The sequence below is a fragment of the Acinetobacter sp. YH01019 genome, from assembly GCF_013420285.1.
GTDB classification, from domain to species: Bacteria; Pseudomonadota; Gammaproteobacteria; order Pseudomonadales; family Moraxellaceae; genus Acinetobacter; species Acinetobacter gandensis.
Genome location: NZ_VOYM01000033.1, coordinates 1 through 15798 on the forward strand (window position 1 = coordinate 1; position 15798 = coordinate 15798).

Here is a 15798-nt window from a genome sequence, read left to right on the forward strand (position 1 = left end):
GTTGCCATGTCACTGAATACTCGTCCTAGAAAAGCGTTAGATTGGCTTACACCATTAGAGAAATTTGCTCAGCTTGTTGATTATCATAAGACTTTTCAAACTGTCGCACCTCATGTTTGAATTCGCCGAGGTATAAAACGGCCACTTCAGAGTAAGTATTGTTCTTACTATTTTTTTAGCTCTTTGTGATTTATTTTTTCAGTCGTTTTAATCAATTTAAATCTGAAAATAATTGATGTAACCCACATACTGTAACAACAGAAATATTATTAAATTTGTTTTTATTAATCTCTTCGCGTTCAATCACAAAAGCTCATATGATGAGTGAATATTTTGAAAAATTTAAATGAAAGTTATATCGCAACCGCTGTAAATGGTGGCGAAATCAGTGTGAAATTAATTCCATTACAACGTAAACAAAGTACACCGAATGGTTTTATTATGGTGGATGTTGGTCAGATGGTTGAGCTCGAATCGGGGCAAATTTTACCGTTAAATATGGATGGTAAAAGCTTCTACACAGGCATTAATCAAATGTATCGTTTGTAATAGAAATAAAACTTTTAAACTGAGTTTTATAAAAAAAGTGGTGTTTAATAACACCACTTTTTTAATTCTAGAGAGTGAATGCTTTGATCAAGCTGAATTTCTAAAATTTGCGCTTCATGTTCACGCCAATCACCTAGAACGATTCTTTTTTTATCTTTTATTTGATGAATGCGTGGGCGATGCGTATGTCCATGAATCAATACATCGACATTTTCTAGCGCCAAATTTACAGCTTGTGCATTTACATCCATAATGTCATAGGACTTCACTTGCTTGGTTTCGGCACTTTTTTTACGGAAGCCATTGGCAATTTTTTGCCTGAAGCTCAGCGGCAGACTTTTTAAAAAGCCGAGTAAAAGTGGATTGCGAATAATCTTTCGAAATTTCTGGTAAGACACATCATCGGTACAGAGTAAGTCACCATGTTCTAAACGGATTTTGATTGTCCCAATACTTAGATGATCGATGTCTTGAAGTAAATGGCCGTTAAATTTATCTAAGAATTTTTGACCCAGTGCAAAATCACGATTGCCGACTTGAAAGTAAATTTGATTGTTAGCTTCGGTAAAGACTTTTAAGGCATAAATGATTTCGTCTAACCACGGGGCAGTGAAGTCATCACCAATCCATGCATTAAACCAGTCGCCTAAAATATAAAGCTGGGTATTTTGATTTTTGTATTGATCTAACAAAGCTAAAAACCCCCGAACGAGTCGAGGGTGTTCAGGTGACAAATGTAAATCAGAGATAAACAGATAGGTCACGGATCTTTTCCTTGTCATCCTCAAGGTTTCTCTAGATAGAGAAACCTTTTTCATTACTCCATTTTAAAGCGATGCTTTAAAACTCATAAAGAATGGAGAGGACGTTTTTTTATTCAGAAATGATTTTAGCTGATTCGATCACAACGTTCTCGAGAGGAACGTCTGCGTGGTAGCCACGGTTACCAGTACGAACGCCTTTGATCGCATCAACAACGTCAAGACCTTCAGTTACTTTACCAAATACTGCATAACCCCAACCTTGTGCTGTTTTACCAGTGTGGTTAAGGAAAGAGTTGTTTTTCACGTTAATGAAGAACTGAGCTGAAGCAGAGTGAGGAGCTTGAGTACGTGCCATAGCAATTGTGCCAGCATCATTGCTTAAACCGTTGTCAGCTTCGTTTTCAATAGAATCACGAGTCGTTTTTTCTTTGAAGTTTTCATCCATGCCACCGCCTTGGATCATGAAACCATCAATTACACGGTGGAAAATAACGCCGTCATAGAAACCGTCACGAACATACTGTAAGAAGTTTTCAGCAGTTTTAGGTGCTTTTTCAGTGTTAAGCTCAAGAACAATACGACCTTTATTGGTGTTTAATTCAACTTGAGGAAAACTCATTGTGTAATCTCCTATACATGGACATGAAAGCCATGGGTTTTTTGGTTGTGAGAAGCATAAGCAAACTGTAAACTACAAGGCAAGTAAAAACGTTACTTTCTTTGTTAAAAATGAAGAAAAGCGTTTTAATTGTCCTATTTTTCAATTTATAAGTGATTTTATTACCATGAAGCCAAATGATGTTGTTTCATCCCTGCCTAACAATCCGACAATAAATAGCAATGCCCCTGTCGAAGCTGCGCAGCAGGAACAACAGCCTGGCTTAGACTTTGTACGTCAGGTCATTACTGATGATTTATCTGCCGGTCGTACCCAGAAAGTGGTGACACGTTTCCCGCCAGAACCAAATGGTTATCTACATATTGGTCATGTTAAAGCGATTTGCTTAAACTTCGGTATTGCAGATGAGTTCAATGGTTTATGTAACCTGCGTTTTGATGATACGAACCCAGATGCTGAAGAACAAGAATATGTAGATGGTATTGCCAACGATGTGAAATGGTTAGGCTTTGAGTGGAACGGCGAGCCACGTTATGCGTCAAGCTATTTTGATCAGCTTTATACTTGGGCAGTTCAATTGATTGAACAAGGCGATGCTTATGTCGATTTGCAGTCACCAGAAGAAATTCGTTTAAACCGTGGTAACTTCGTAGAACCAGGAAAAAACTCACCACAACGTGATGCTTCTGTAAAAGAAAACCTTGCGCGTTTTGAGCAGATGCGTAACGGCGAGTTAGGTGAAGGTCAGGCTGTCCTTCGTGCCAAAATTGATATGACATCACCTAACATTCATATGCGTGATCCTATCTTGTACCGTATTTTACATTCAGAACATCACCAAACTGGTGATAAGTGGAAAATGTATCCAATGTACGACTATGCGCATCCTTTATCAGATGCCATTGAAGGCGTAACGCACTCACTTTGTACATTAGAATTTGTTGATCACCGTCCATTCTACGATTGGATTGTTGAAAAAGTTAAATCACCAGCTGTACCGCGTCAGTATGAGTCAAGCCGTTTAAATGTCGATTACACCATTACCTCTAAGCGTAAATTACGTAAATTGGTTGAAGGCGGATTTGTAAATGGTTGGGATGATCCACGTATGCCAACTGTTGTCGGTATGCGTCGTCGTGGTTTTACACCTGAAGGTCTACGTGATTTCTGTAAGCGTGTTGGCGTTACTAAAGTTGATGGTAGTATTGTTGATGTTGCAATGCTCGAATATTGCATCCGTCAGTCTTTAGAAAATACTGCTGCTCGTGGTATGGCTGTGTTAAATCCACTAAAAGTGACTTTAACCAACTTGCCTGAAGCAATGGATTTAAGCCATGCGCGCCATCCAAACGTAGATATGGGCGACCGTATCATTCCATTGACACAAGATATTTACATTGACCGTAAAGACTTTGAAGAAGTGGCACCGAAAGGCTTTAAACGTCTTATTCCGGGCGGTGAAGTACGTTTACGTCATGCTTATGTAATTAAGTGTGATGAAGTGATTAAAGATGCGAATGGTGAAGTGGTTGAGCTGAAATGTTCAATTGATCCTGAAACTTTAGGTAAAAACCCTGAAGGCCGTAAAGTGAAAGGTGTCGTGCATTGGGTTTCTGCGAGTAAAGGTGTTGCAGCTGAAGTTCGTATTTACGACCGTTTATTTACAGAATCTGACCCTGAAGTAGGTGATGACTTCCTCGCTAACTTAACACCTGAATCATTAAAAGTGGTTCAAGCTGTGATTGAGCCTGCGCTAGTTGAAGCTAAACCTGAAGATCGTTTCCAGTTCGAACGTGAAGGCTACTTTGTTGCAGATCAATATGATCATACAAGCGAAAAACCTGTGTTTAACCGTATTTTGGACTTAAAAGATAGCTTTAAGCCAGCTAAATAATACCTGTGTGTGAAATTGATATGAGCCCGAAATGTGAGAGTGCATAAAGGCTCATTAAGTTTTCGCTAAGATAAAAGCCCAACTTCGGTTGGGCTTTTACATGCTGCAAGTTTTGATTTCTCACGCATTTAAGGGATCTATCACCGTGATCATCCGTAATAAAAATAACAGTTTCAAATTACTCTTTGCTTGGCATGGCACAATTTTGCCAAAAGTAATGCCTGCACTGATGGTGGTGGTTTGTTTATCTGCATTATTGGTATATTTAAGTGCAGCGCATTTTTTGATGTTGCCTGAAGTACCAGCAATAGGTTTTACGATTTTTGGTGTGATTCTTTCAATATTTTTAAGTTTTAGAAATACGGCATGTTATGACCGTTGGTGGGAAGGTCGTAAACTTTGGGGCGCTTTAATTGCCAATACACGGCATATTATCCGAGATAGTTATGTGTTAGATGACAATCAGCGTAAGGTCTTAATGTACCGTGTCATGCTATTTTGTTATTTATTGCGAGATCGTTTACGCCACCAGAGCCAGCCTATCGCGCATTTTCAAGATAAAGTTCAACTGACAGCCGAACAGTGGCAACAATGTACACAACATATCAATGCGCCACAGTACTTATTGGAAATAATTCAAAAGGATTTAGTGCAGATCTATAAGCAGGGACAAATCAGCGATATTATTTATAGCACTTTAACCCGACATACCGTTGCGATGGGAGATATCCATGCAGGTTGTGACCGAATTATGAGTACACCATTACCATTTTCATATTCGGTGCTATTACATCGGGCGGTATATTCATTTTGTTTGATTTTGCCTTTTAGTTTGGAAGCTAGTCTAGGCATCTGGACACCTGTGATCGTGGCTTTAATCGCTTACTTATTTTTAGGTTTAGACGCTTTGAGTGCAGAACTCGAAGAACCTTTTGGACTACAAGAAAATGACTTACCGCTTGACTCTATCGTGAGAAATATCGAGCGTGAAATGTTAAGTAGTTTGAATGAAGAATTGCCGCCTGTAATTGAGCCACATAACAGTAACTTATGCTAAACCTAGAATTTATTTAACTAAATTGGGTGAAATAAACCACGGAAAGTCATGTTGGAAATACTGCTCTAAATGTTGGATTAAGGCCTGAACTTTTACGGGTACAAAATTTCGATGAGGGATAACTGCATAGATAGCGGTACTTTGGACTTGCAAGCTCGGCAATATTTGAATGAGACGGCCAGATTGCAGGTCATTGTCTACATGCCATAAAGAATGATTCGAAATACCTAAACCTGCCAGTGCAGCTTGGCGCACACCTTCACCCGAATTAATTTGATAATGACCTGAGACAGGGATTTGAATGACCTGCTGCTCTTGAACAAAATTCCAAGTTTGCATTAGCCCCTTGGGATATTTTTGTAAGATACAGTTGTGCTTAGATAAATCATCTAGCGTTTTTGGTTCGCCAGCCTGTGCAATATAGCTTGGCGATGCACACAGAATACGTTTATTTAAACTGAGTGGTTTAGCAATTAATGATGAGCTCTCAAGTTGTCCAATACGAATGGCAAGATCGATCCCTGAACTGATTAAATCTAAGTTCTGATCTGTTTGTTCAATATCTAAAGTTAAATTTGAATGCTTTTGAGCAAACGCTGCGAATGCTTGGCTGAGAATACGATTGCCAAAGACTTCAGAGCACGTGATTTTAAGCTTGCCATAAAGTACTAGCGGCTGAGTATTCAATTGATTAAGTAATGAATTAAATTGTTGGAGTAGTGGATGACCTTGTTCAAGCAACATCGCACCTTCTTGTGTCAGATGAAGCTGTCGCGTGGTGCGATGAAAAAGCCGAACTTTTAAATGTTGTTCGAGTCGCATAAGGCGGGCACTGGCAACTGAAACTGAAATGTTGGCTTCATTGGCGGCCTGGCTGATTGAACCCAGTATTGCCATACGGCTAAATAGATTAAAGTCTTCAGTCTGCATTATCAAAAAATTCAAGAAAGTATTTCTAGATATTCATAGTTTTTCAAATAATGTTCAGTACTTATTCTGTGTATAAATTCAACACAGGACAGTAAAAATGAACTATCGAAATCTAGGTCTATCTGGCTTACTTGTATCAGAGTTTGGCTTTGGTGCCGGTACTTTTGGTGGGCAAGGCCCGATATTTTCAGCTTGGGGACAAGCCAACTTAGCGGAAGCTCAACGAATGATTGATCTTTGCATAGATCATGGGGTGAACTATTTCGACACCGCAGATGCATATTCCAATGGGGCATCTGAGCAGATGTTGGGTGAATTGCTTGGGTCGAAACGCCAAGATGTAATTATTTCCACCAAAGTTGGAATACGTTTACAGGATGGAATTAATCAAGGTGGATATTCAAGAAGCTATTTAATAGCGGCCGTAGATGCTTCTTTAAAACGATTAGCTACAGATTATATTGATGTTTTACAACTGCATCAGTTTGACAGTATGACATCGCTTGAACAGTTGATGAGTACGCTTGATGATTTGGTTCGAAGTGGCAAAGTTCGTTATATCGGCGCTTCGAATTTTTCTGGTTGGCAATTGATGAAAGCGCAATCAATCGCACAGCAACACGGCTATGAAAAATTAAGTGTGCATCAAGTATATTATTCTTTAATTGGGCGAGACTATGAATGGGAGCTCATGCCGGCACAACACGATCAGCATATTGGTGCCGTGGTGTGGAGTCCTCTGGGCTGGGGGCGCTTAACGGGGAAATTTGATCGTGAACATGCAATACCTCAGCAAAGTCGATTACATGAAACAGCGCAATTTGCCCCGCCTGTAAACCAAGAAAGATTATTTGCTGTGCTCGATGTGATGAATGAAATCGCCCTAGAAACACAGCGTTCCATACCACAGATTGCTTTAAATTGGCTAAAAACACGTCCAACGATTTCTAGTATTTTGATGGGTGCGCGCAATGAAAAACAACTACTCGATAACCTTGCGGCTCAAGAATGGTCATTAACTTTAGAGCAGTTAGAACGACTAAACTGTGTGAGTGCAGTCTATCCACCGTATCCATACTATCCGTATTGGAATGGGCAATTTAGCGAAAAAAATCCAACTTTGGTGTCTTCGCAATTTATAAATACCAATTGAATATCTAATTCAACAATAACAAATCAGTGATAGCCTTATTTGGAAGGTCTGTGCTATCACTGATAGAAAACAATGCAGGATAAAACATGGGTACCGTGATCGAAACGCAAATGCTAATCCGAAAATCCGTCAATATTGTGTTCAATGCTTTTGTTGATCCATTAATTACCACTCAGTTTTGGTTTAATGAATCATCAGGATATTTAGAAGCAGAAAAAACTGTTCAGTGGTATTGGCCTAAATATAAGGCGTCAGCAGAGGTAAATGTTTTAAAAATTAAAGAAAATGAGTTAATTCAGATTGAGTGGGGAGAACCTAAAACCAAAGTAGATTTTATTTTTGAAAAAATCACCAGTATGCAAACCTATGTCAAAATTAGAAATTATGATATTCCTTTGCAGGATCAAGCGCTCATCGACTTTGTGATTGATAGTACAGGCGGTTTTACCACAGTATTGGATGCAGCTAAAATCTATTTAGAACATGATATCGTAACAAAACTGGTTGAGGATAAATTTCCCCCATTTACAGAAGAAACTACGGCCAAAGCGTGATATTAGCGATTTTTATGTTGTGGTGGCTTTAAATAGCTCGCAGGCATTTGCATCTTGGCTTTTTCGCGTAATTTCTTTTTAATATAAAATACTAAAGCGAAGCAGGTTGTGGTGACAGTAAGCATCATGCTGCTCATATAACTCATAATTGAGCTGACGTAACCAATTGTGGTCAGGCGATTCATCATGCGAAATACTTGAGGGCTGCTTTCTACGCCAGTTATCGCCCAAGTACACAAATGCTCGCAGTTATTAATAATCAGATGATAATTGTTTTCATGCATACGAGAACGCATACGGCGTACTACTTTTCGACCCTTAAATTTTGGCTGGCTATAATGTTGAACCATTATTTTTTTGCCATGACTAAATCGGTCGATAGTGGTGATTTCAATAGGATGTTTTTTAAATAGGTGCGCAAAACCTGAGTAATGAATCACTCGTCCACGACCAGCATAGATACCATGATGGGTATAGCCGAAGTGTTTAACAATCAGATGTGCTCCTAATGGATAACCATCTTTCTGCGCGTGCATACTTATGCCAATCCTACTTTGATATCCAAACAATTTTTAAGTATTAGTCTACTTTTAATCTGTGAATTAATCGACTATTTTAGCGGGGATTTCATCGTATTTTTGATCAATTTTGTGTATATGGGGAGGGATGTAGCGTGTACTTAGAATATTTAAAGACAAGTGTAAAAATTTTGAGTGCGCTACTCATTATAAACCTCGGTATTGCTTCGACTTATGCAGAAAGTAGCGTTCGGGTATTTCAGGTTAAAAAACCGATTTTAGCGGATGTTGTCGAAATTGGTGATTTTAAAAATTTAAAACTTCATTTGAATGATACAAATAGTCAGCCCTACCAATTTATTTCACGACTTGCAGCAGATTTGCAAAAGAACTGTCGTACTATGCAGTTTGCAATGAATGCAGGTATGTACCACGCAGATTTGAGTCCTGTCGGCCTATATATTGAAGGTGCTGTAGAAGAGAAAGCTTTAAATCGCGCAACACGTGGTTTTGGTAATTTCTTAATACAACCGAATGGTGTCTTGGCCTGGAATCATGCACAAGCCAAAGTTGAAACTACCCAAAGTTATGCGAAATCATCATTTAAAGCCTTATATGCGACTCAGTCTGGCCCCATGTTGGTGATCAATGGTCAGATTAATCCAAACTTTATTAAAAATTCAGATTCATTAAAAATACGTAATGGGGTAGGGATTAAAGACGGAAAGTTGTATTTTGTAATAACAAATGAGCGTGTCTCTTTCTACAATTTTGCAGATTACTTTAAAACGACGCTCGGTGTGAAAAATGCCTTGTATTTAGATGGTTCAGTTTCAAGTGCATATATTGGTGAACTTAAGCGTAATGATCAGTTGAGGCCCTTAGGACCAATTGTTGCATATAGCCAAGTATTTAATTGTCGTTAGTCTTAGATGGGTATTTAAATGTCGTTTGAGCTTGATAGATGATCAAAGCTCAAACCTATGGAATTTGCAGGCCATTGTTTGCCAGCTCTTCACAATTCATTTATTTACCAACTAAACCTAGAAAATTAGATTGCGTTTGGCAGATTTGGATGGCTTCTTCTTTAGAATGCTTTTTAATCCCTTCTTCAAATTGAACTTTTTGTTGTTTAATTTGCTCTTCACTTAAGCCCATTTGTTTGGAAAAAGATTCGAGTTTTTCCCATGACTCTTCGCACTCTTTGGGCATATTGCTACATGCGCTCAGGCTGAAGCAAACAGTGGTCATTAGGGCTAAAGTTAAATGATTCATTTTTCTATTCCGTTGTTATCTACGTTTTAGTTGTATGGTTTAATATGCTAAGTATTAAAATAAATTGATTTAAAATAACAATTTATGGATTTTAATTATAGTGTTTGTTTGGCAAATAGCGAGTACTATCTTTAAGGCTTTCTGCGTGTAGTATTGAGATGCTTTTCGTATTACATGCTACAAGCGATGCAGCTACTTAATATGCGATGAAATGGCGTAAATTAAGGAGCTTCAATTGTAAGTATAAACATCAGATATGAAAAAAGGCATGCTGCCAAAACAGTATGCCTTTTTGATCTTGCTCTATTCAGATGTTACTGAAGAGGTAGATGCTGGATTTCATTGAGTTCCTTGCGGCTATAGCCTCGTGCTGCAAGCACTTTTTTAATACCAAGGATGACATCTTCATCTGTTGCTTTTGTAAGGGCAGCAATAAGCTGTTCATTGGTTTTACAAGAGCAATCATTTTCAACACAGGCAATTTGATTCTTATGCCCGTTTTGCTGTTCATTTGAGAACAACTTTTGCCAAAAACTCATAGAGCCTTCATTTACGACCTAACATAGGACGAAATATAACCAATCTATTAAATAAAGCAAGACTACTAAAGTGATATTTTAATCAATTGAACAATCGTTTTTTCGATTGGACTTTTGATGTTATGTCTTTTAATAGGCATATTTGAGTGGTGTTCAACGCATGTTTTTGCAATATATAAGAATTTTTGTAAATTAAAAGGGAGCTAAATTTAAGCTCCCTCAATGACATTTGTATGACATGAAATAATTTGTTTAAATTTTTTCAAGTAAAACGCCAGATTCCACATGGTGGGTGTAAGGAAATTGATCAAACAAAGCAAATTGGGTAATTTTGTGAGTTTGTGCTAATTGCTGCAAATTGTCATGCAGCGTATCTGGGTTACATGAGATATAGATAATACGTTCAAAGCGCTGTAGAAGCGTTAAAGTATCATCATCAATACCTGCACGTGGCGGATCGACAAATACTGTATCGAAGTCGTAGCTCGCAATATCAATTTCAGCTTCTTCTAGACGACGGAATTCACGTTCACCGTTATAAGCTTGAGTAAATTCTTCTGCTGAAAGTCGAGCAACTTGAATGTTATCTATGTTGTTTTTTTCAATATTCCATTGAGCAGCATATACAGATGACTTGGCTAGCTCTGTTGCGAGCACACGATTAAAATGCTTAGACAATGGCAAAGTAAAGTTACCATTCCCACAATAAAGTTCTAATAGGTCTTTATCAGACTGCTTCGCGGCCTTACATGCCCATTCCAACATTTTTTGGCAAACACGTGCGTTAGGCTGTGTAAAGCTACTTTCAATTTGTTTGTATTGATAGCTTTGACCAAAAACCTGAAGCTCTTCGACAACGTAATCATCTGTCAAAATGACACGCTGGCCACGGCTACGACCATAAATTTTGATATTTAATTTATCTGACAGTGCTTTTGCAGCAATTTCCCATTCTGCATTGAGTGGGCAGCGATACACCAGTGAAACCAGCATTTCGCCTTTTAAGGTTGCTAGGAAGTGAACTTCAAATAAGCGTTTCGATAAAATTTCAGTCGCTTTTAGTTCATTCAAAAGAACTGGCATTAAAGCATTAATGCTTTTATCTGCAATTGGAAATTCATCAATGCGAATGACTTGTTTTTGATTATCTGCATCACGTTCAAACATTGCATAGAACATATCATCTTCAGTATGCCAAATACGGAATTCCGCACGCATACGAAAGTTATGTTCTGCAGAAGAGAAAACTTCTAAAGTGGGAGGATTGTAATTTGAAAATTGAGCCGTGATACGCGCAACTTTGGCATCAAGTTGTTGCTGATAAGTTGAAGTCATATGCAGTAAAAAATCGCAAACATATTAAAAAAAGTCATGTTAGCAAAATTAGCCTCATAAGACTAAATTAATTGTCGTTAATTCGGGGATATCATTTGTCATGGTAGGGTTTAACGCGCGTTAATTTTATAATATTTATCGCGTTATTTGCATAAAAAAACTCAGTCTTTATGGAACATTCATAAAGACTGAGCAAGCCGAGGAAAAAGTTAACTCATTGTCATTAAGCTGGCATTACCGCCAGCCGCAGCTGTATTGACACTAATTGCACGCTCAATGACGAAGCGTTCAACTGGAATATCAAAATTGCCTGAGTTTAAATGGGTGATACCAATAATTGCGCCTTCACGCGAAGCAATCACTTGCTGTAATTTAAGTAGCTCGTTTTTTTCACCATGATGTAATACCGCATCAAAGTCACCGTTATAAATATCGGTAATCACTTTGAATTGATCCATCAGTGTTTTAGGCATGCTACTTAAATACTTCAGCACAAAAGTATTTTCCGCTAATACGACAGGTTGGCTGCCTACAGAGAGTATTGCTGCAAGTTGATATAGTTGATCGACATCGTTTTGCGCTAAGGAAAGTACACGTGAACGTGGCAAGATTGCGTATTGGTTATTTTCACCTGTTGGACCTTGTAGTTCAAAACTCTGTCCAGCAGCAATTGCATTTGGTGGCGTGAGTTGTACCTGAGCAAAATGCTGTGCAACCCAAGTTTTAAAGGCATCATATGCAGGGAAGTGAGCTGTTGGCGTTTCTACTTTTGCCGCATAAGGTGTAGCGAGTTTCTTTTCAGATACCTGATGCATTAAACGATAGAGATAAAGCGGGCCGCCTGCTTTGGGGCCAGTACCTGATAAGCCTTCACCACCAAATGGTTGTACACCAACGACAGCACCTACAATATTACGGTTAATGTATAAGTTACCCACTTCAGCATGAGCAATGACTTTTTGAATGGTGTCATCAATACGGGTATGTAGACCCATGGTTAGGCCATAGCCTTTTTGATTAATTTGCTCGAGCAGATTTTCAATCTCACCATATTTATAGGTAATAAGATGCAGTACTGGACCAAAGACTTCACGTTCTAAATCATTCAAATTCGGCAGTTCAATTAACGTTGGTGGAACAAACGTTCCAGCAGTCAATTCGCTCGCATCTGCATTAAACATGATTTGATGAACTGGATAGCCTTTGCTGCGCATTTTATCAATGTGGCGTTGAATGTTTTGCTGAGCTTCAACATCAATTACAGGGCCAATATCTGTTTTTAATAAACTTGGATTGCCTACACGAAGTTGCTTCATTGCACCTTTAAGCATAGTACGCACAATATCAACATTATCTTCTTGAACACATAAGATTCTTAATGCAGAGCAACGTTGACCTGCGCTGTCGTAGGCTGAATTCACAACATCCAATACAACTTGTTCAGTTAGTGCTGAAGAGTCGACAATCATGGCATTTTGGCCACCAGTTTCAGCAATCAATGCAACACTTTCACCAAATTGATTGAGGCGCTGTGCAACGGTTTTTTGCAAAATACGTGCAACTTCGGTTGAACCGGTAAACATGATACCTTGAATACGAGTATCACTACTGAGCTTGGCACCTACTGTTTCACCACGGCCTGGAAGCAGTTGTAATACGTCTTGTGGTATGCCGGCTTCCCATAGAATTTTTACTGCTTGTGCAGCAATCAATGGCGTTTGTTCCGCTGGTTTTGCAATAACGGTATTCCCTGCAACCAATGCGGCAGCAATTTGTCCTGAGAAAATTGCCAACGGGAAGTTCCAAGGGCTAATACATAACACAGTACCTAGCGGTGTGATTTGCACATCTTTTGCAAGATCAATCATTTGTGCGGCATAGTACCGAAGGAAGTCGACTGCTTCACGCACTTCTGCAATTGCATTGGCGTAGGTTTTACCACTTTCACGAGATAGTAAAATCATGAATGGCTGTAACTGAGCTTCCATCAAATCTGCTGCACGATTTAAGCAGGCTGCACGTTCATCTTTTGGACGGTTTTGCCATGATGTTTGGGCTGCTACAGCATGATTTAAAGCAAGATCTGCTTGTTCAATACTAGCTTCGACCACTTGACCAACGATATCTTGATGATTTGCTGGATTAACGATTTGAATTGCATTTTCCTTGCTAAGATCGTGAAAAGCCGCTCCCATTGCTTGAGCTTGCCATTGAACTGTGGCTAATTCGATTGCGGTTGTATTTAAAGGAGACAAATCATGGTCGTTAGCGAGGTCTAAACCTTTTGAATTAGTACGGTTGTGGCCGTATAAATCTTTTGGATAGGGGATAGATAAATGCTTTGCACCAACTACATTTTCATTTTTTGCTGCCGCTAAAATGGTTTGACGTGGTTCTTCAATTAAATCTTCAATTTTAAGATTTTTGTCAGCAATACGGTTTACGAAAGAGGTATTTGCACCATTTTCCAATAGTCGACGCACTAAGTACGCTAACAACGTTTCATGGTTACCAACAGGGGCATAAATACGGCAAGGAATGCCCAATTTATTTTCAGATTTAGCACCAACAACTTGTTCATAAAGAGGTTCGCCCATACCATGTAGGCATTGGAATTCGTATTGGCCTGGATAATAGTGTTCAGGTTGTGCTAGTTGATAAATCGTTGCCACGGTTTGAGCATTATGGGTCGCAAATTGTGGGTAAACTTGCTCAGGAGCAGCCAATAGTTTTTTCGCACATGCAACATATGAAAGGTCGGTGTGCACTTTTCGGGTAAAGACAGGGTAGTCAGTCATTCCTTCAATTTGTGCTTTCTTGATTTCGCTGTCCCAATATGCACCTTTAACTAAACGAATCATCAGGCGTTTTTGACTACGCTTTGCCAAATCAATGACATAATCAACAACATAGAAGCAGCGCTTTTGGTAAGCCTGAATAACAAAACCAATGCCTTTCCAGTCTTCAAGTTTTGGCTCAAAGCACAGACGTTCTAACAATTCTAAAGAAATTTCTAAACGATCGGTTTCTTCGGCATCAATGTTTAAACCGATGTTGTAATGTTTCGCAAGTTGAGCGAGTTCAAGTACTTTGCCATATAATTCATCATGCACACGGTCCATTTGCGAACGCTGGTAACGTGGATGTAAGGCAGACAATTTAATTGAAATGCCAGGGCCGTTATAGACGTCTTTACCTGCTGACGCTTGACCAATAGCATGAATGGCATCGGTATAGTCTTGGTAATAACGTTCAGCATCTGGATCGGTTAACGCTGCTTCGCCCAACATGTCATAAGAATATTGGAAGCCTTTATCTTCAAGTACTTCTGCATGTTTTAATGCTTCTTCAATCGTTTCACCTGTAACGAATTGCTCACCCATCATGCGCATTGCCACATCGACAGCTTTACGAATAATGCCTCGACCGCTACGCGCCAAAATACCAGTAAGTAGGCTAGATAGGCTTTTTTGTTGTGGTGTTTCCATTAATTTGCCTGTCAGCATTAAACCCCAAGCTGCGGCATTCACAAACATCAAGCTGCTTTGGCCAACATGGTCTTTCCAGTTGCCCTGGTTAATTTTGTCTTTGATTAAAAGATCACGCGTGGCTTTATCTGGAATACGCAGTAGTGCTTCAGCCAAACACATTAATGCAATGCCTTCTTGTGAAGAAAGTGAGAACTCTTGCAAAAGGCCTTGAACAATACCTGCCTTGCCGCTTCCGCTTTTACGTTCACGTAATGAATGGGCTAAGTCGAAAGCCAGTTTTTGAATCTGTTCGCAAATTGGAGAGGGAATTTCACTGTGTGCTAAAAGGTTTTCGACACATTCTGTTTCAGCACGACGCCATGCTGTATTTATAGATTGCTCAAAGCTGTTTTTGTCTTGAAATTCCGTGATGAAATCATCGCTTCCCGCGACTTCAAATACTTTTCCATTCATGTGTCAATTTTCCGTGTCAATGTTCTATGACGTTCAAATAAATCTTGAGCAAGGTGCTAAATTTAATTTATCATCACAGAATATTTACCGAATAACTCACTATAGTTTTAATTATATTTAGAGAAAAATTCAGATGACTAGCCCATATTTGAGCTTAGACCGTATAGATATTCGAATTTTAGAGCTACTGCAACAAGATGGAAAATTGTCCAATATTAAGCTCGCAGAATTGGTGAATTTATCGCCTACTGCGGCTTTGGCACGTGTACAAAAACTATCCAAGGAAGGCTTCATTTTAGGTTACGAAGCACGTTTAAATCCAGTGCTATTGAACAATGGATTTGTGGTTTTTGTTGAAATATTATTGGATAAAACAACACCGAACGTACTCGAAGATTTCTCTGATGCCGTACGTCAAATACCAGAAATTGTGGAATGTCATATGATCAGTGGTGGCTTCGATTTTGTTGTTAAAATTCGCTGTGCCAATATGGAAGAGTTTAGAAAAATTTCGGGGCAGGTGCTTTGGCAACTTCCGGGGATCAAAGAAACACGGAGCTATCCGGTGATGGAAGTGATTAAAGAAAGTCTGCAAATTAAGCTGAAACCTGCCAGTCGTCCACAATAACTACCGATTTAAAAACAAAAAAATAGGAGCATTTAGCTC

General features: G+C 39.0%; 15 protein-coding genes and 1 pseudogene. 8 read left to right on the forward strand and 8 right to left on the reverse strand.

The window, feature by feature from the left end; all coding sequences use genetic code 11:
- Both FTT84_RS09205 and FTT84_RS09210 read left to right on the forward strand, forming a co-directional pair.
- A pseudogene (locus FTT84_RS09205) lies at positions 1–120 on the forward strand (IS30 family transposase); the annotation flags it as partial.
- A gap of 213 nt (positions 121–333) precedes the next feature.
- On the forward strand, positions 334–549 hold the full coding sequence (locus FTT84_RS09210; protein ID WP_081410255.1) for a transposase: 216 nt from the start codon (positions 334–336) through the stop codon (positions 547–549).
- Positions 550–593: 44 nt separating this feature from the next.
- Here FTT84_RS09210 and FTT84_RS09215 read toward each other — a convergent pair whose 3' ends face one another.
- Positions 594–1313, reverse strand: coding sequence for a UDP-2,3-diacylglucosamine diphosphatase (locus FTT84_RS09215; RefSeq protein ID WP_180081026.1), 720 nt, complete (start codon positions 1311–1313; stop codon positions 594–596).
- Positions 1314–1422: 109 nt separating this feature from the next.
- Complete coding sequence (locus FTT84_RS09220; protein ID WP_180056832.1) at positions 1423–1932, reverse strand: peptidylprolyl isomerase; 510 nt, start codon at positions 1930–1932, stop codon at positions 1423–1425.
- A gap of 166 nt (positions 1933–2098) precedes the next feature.
- Between FTT84_RS09220 and FTT84_RS09225 the strand changes: the two genes are divergently transcribed.
- Together FTT84_RS09225 and FTT84_RS09230 are read left to right on the forward strand one after the other, a co-directional pair.
- Positions 2099–3826 (forward strand): glutamine--tRNA ligase/YqeY domain fusion protein, encoded by a 1728-nt coding sequence (locus FTT84_RS09225; protein WP_180081028.1) that lies wholly within the window; start codon positions 2099–2101, stop codon positions 3824–3826.
- Positions 3827–3971: 145 nt separating this feature from the next.
- Complete coding sequence (locus tag FTT84_RS09230; protein WP_180081046.1) at positions 3972–4883, forward strand: bestrophin family protein; 912 nt, start codon at positions 3972–3974, stop codon at positions 4881–4883.
- Positions 4884–4892: 9 nt separating this feature from the next.
- Here FTT84_RS09230 and FTT84_RS09235 read toward each other — a convergent pair whose 3' ends face one another.
- Positions 4893–5813 (reverse strand): LysR family transcriptional regulator, encoded by a 921-nt coding sequence (locus FTT84_RS09235; RefSeq protein ID WP_180081030.1) that lies wholly within the window; start codon positions 5811–5813, stop codon positions 4893–4895.
- Positions 5814–5910: 97 nt separating this feature from the next.
- Here FTT84_RS09235 and FTT84_RS09240 point away from each other — a divergent pair, with 97 nt between their 5' ends.
- Together FTT84_RS09240 and FTT84_RS09245 are read left to right on the forward strand one after the other, a co-directional pair.
- A complete protein-coding gene (locus FTT84_RS09240; protein WP_180081032.1) occupies positions 5911–6966 on the forward strand; it encodes an aldo/keto reductase in 1056 nt (351 codons plus the stop codon).
- A gap of 86 nt (positions 6967–7052) precedes the next feature.
- A complete protein-coding gene (locus FTT84_RS09245; RefSeq protein WP_180056838.1) occupies positions 7053–7520 on the forward strand; it encodes an SRPBCC domain-containing protein in 468 nt (155 codons plus the stop codon).
- Between the two features lie 2 nt (positions 7521–7522).
- On the opposite strand, the gene FTT84_RS09250 is transcribed toward FTT84_RS09245, so the two are convergent.
- On the reverse strand, positions 7523–8056 hold the full coding sequence (locus FTT84_RS09250; protein WP_180056840.1) for a lecithin retinol acyltransferase family protein: 534 nt from the start codon (positions 8054–8056) through the stop codon (positions 7523–7525).
- Positions 8057–8193: 137 nt separating this feature from the next.
- Here FTT84_RS09250 and FTT84_RS09255 point away from each other — a divergent pair, with 137 nt between their 5' ends.
- Positions 8194–8964 (forward strand): phosphodiester glycosidase family protein, encoded by a 771-nt coding sequence (locus FTT84_RS09255; RefSeq protein ID WP_373685008.1) that lies wholly within the window; start codon positions 8194–8196, stop codon positions 8962–8964.
- Positions 8965–9064: 100 nt separating this feature from the next.
- On the opposite strand, the gene FTT84_RS09260 is transcribed toward FTT84_RS09255, so the two are convergent.
- The 4 genes from FTT84_RS09260 to putA form a co-directional block, all read right to left on the reverse strand.
- Complete coding sequence (locus FTT84_RS09260; protein WP_257223392.1) at positions 9065–9313, reverse strand: hypothetical protein; 249 nt, start codon at positions 9311–9313, stop codon at positions 9065–9067.
- A gap of 314 nt (positions 9314–9627) precedes the next feature.
- Positions 9628–9852, reverse strand: a complete 225-nt coding sequence (locus FTT84_RS09265) for a hypothetical protein (protein ID WP_067762562.1) — start codon at positions 9850–9852, stop codon at positions 9628–9630.
- A 252-nt stretch (positions 9853–10104) separates the two neighbouring features.
- Positions 10105–11187: a tRNA (uridine(54)-C5)-methyltransferase TrmA gene (gene trmA, locus FTT84_RS09270; RefSeq protein ID WP_180081034.1), complete on the reverse strand. Its 1083-nt coding sequence runs from the start codon at positions 11185–11187 to the stop codon at positions 10105–10107.
- A gap of 209 nt (positions 11188–11396) precedes the next feature.
- Positions 11397–15131, reverse strand: coding sequence for a trifunctional transcriptional regulator/proline dehydrogenase/L-glutamate gamma-semialdehyde dehydrogenase (gene putA, locus FTT84_RS09275; RefSeq protein ID WP_180081036.1), 3735 nt, complete (start codon positions 15129–15131; stop codon positions 11397–11399).
- Between the two features lie 133 nt (positions 15132–15264).
- Between putA and FTT84_RS09280 the strand changes: the two genes are divergently transcribed.
- Positions 15265–15759 (forward strand): Lrp/AsnC ligand binding domain-containing protein, encoded by a 495-nt coding sequence (locus tag FTT84_RS09280; RefSeq protein ID WP_067762565.1) that lies wholly within the window; start codon positions 15265–15267, stop codon positions 15757–15759.
- The last annotated feature ends 39 nt before the right edge of the window (positions 15760–15798 follow it).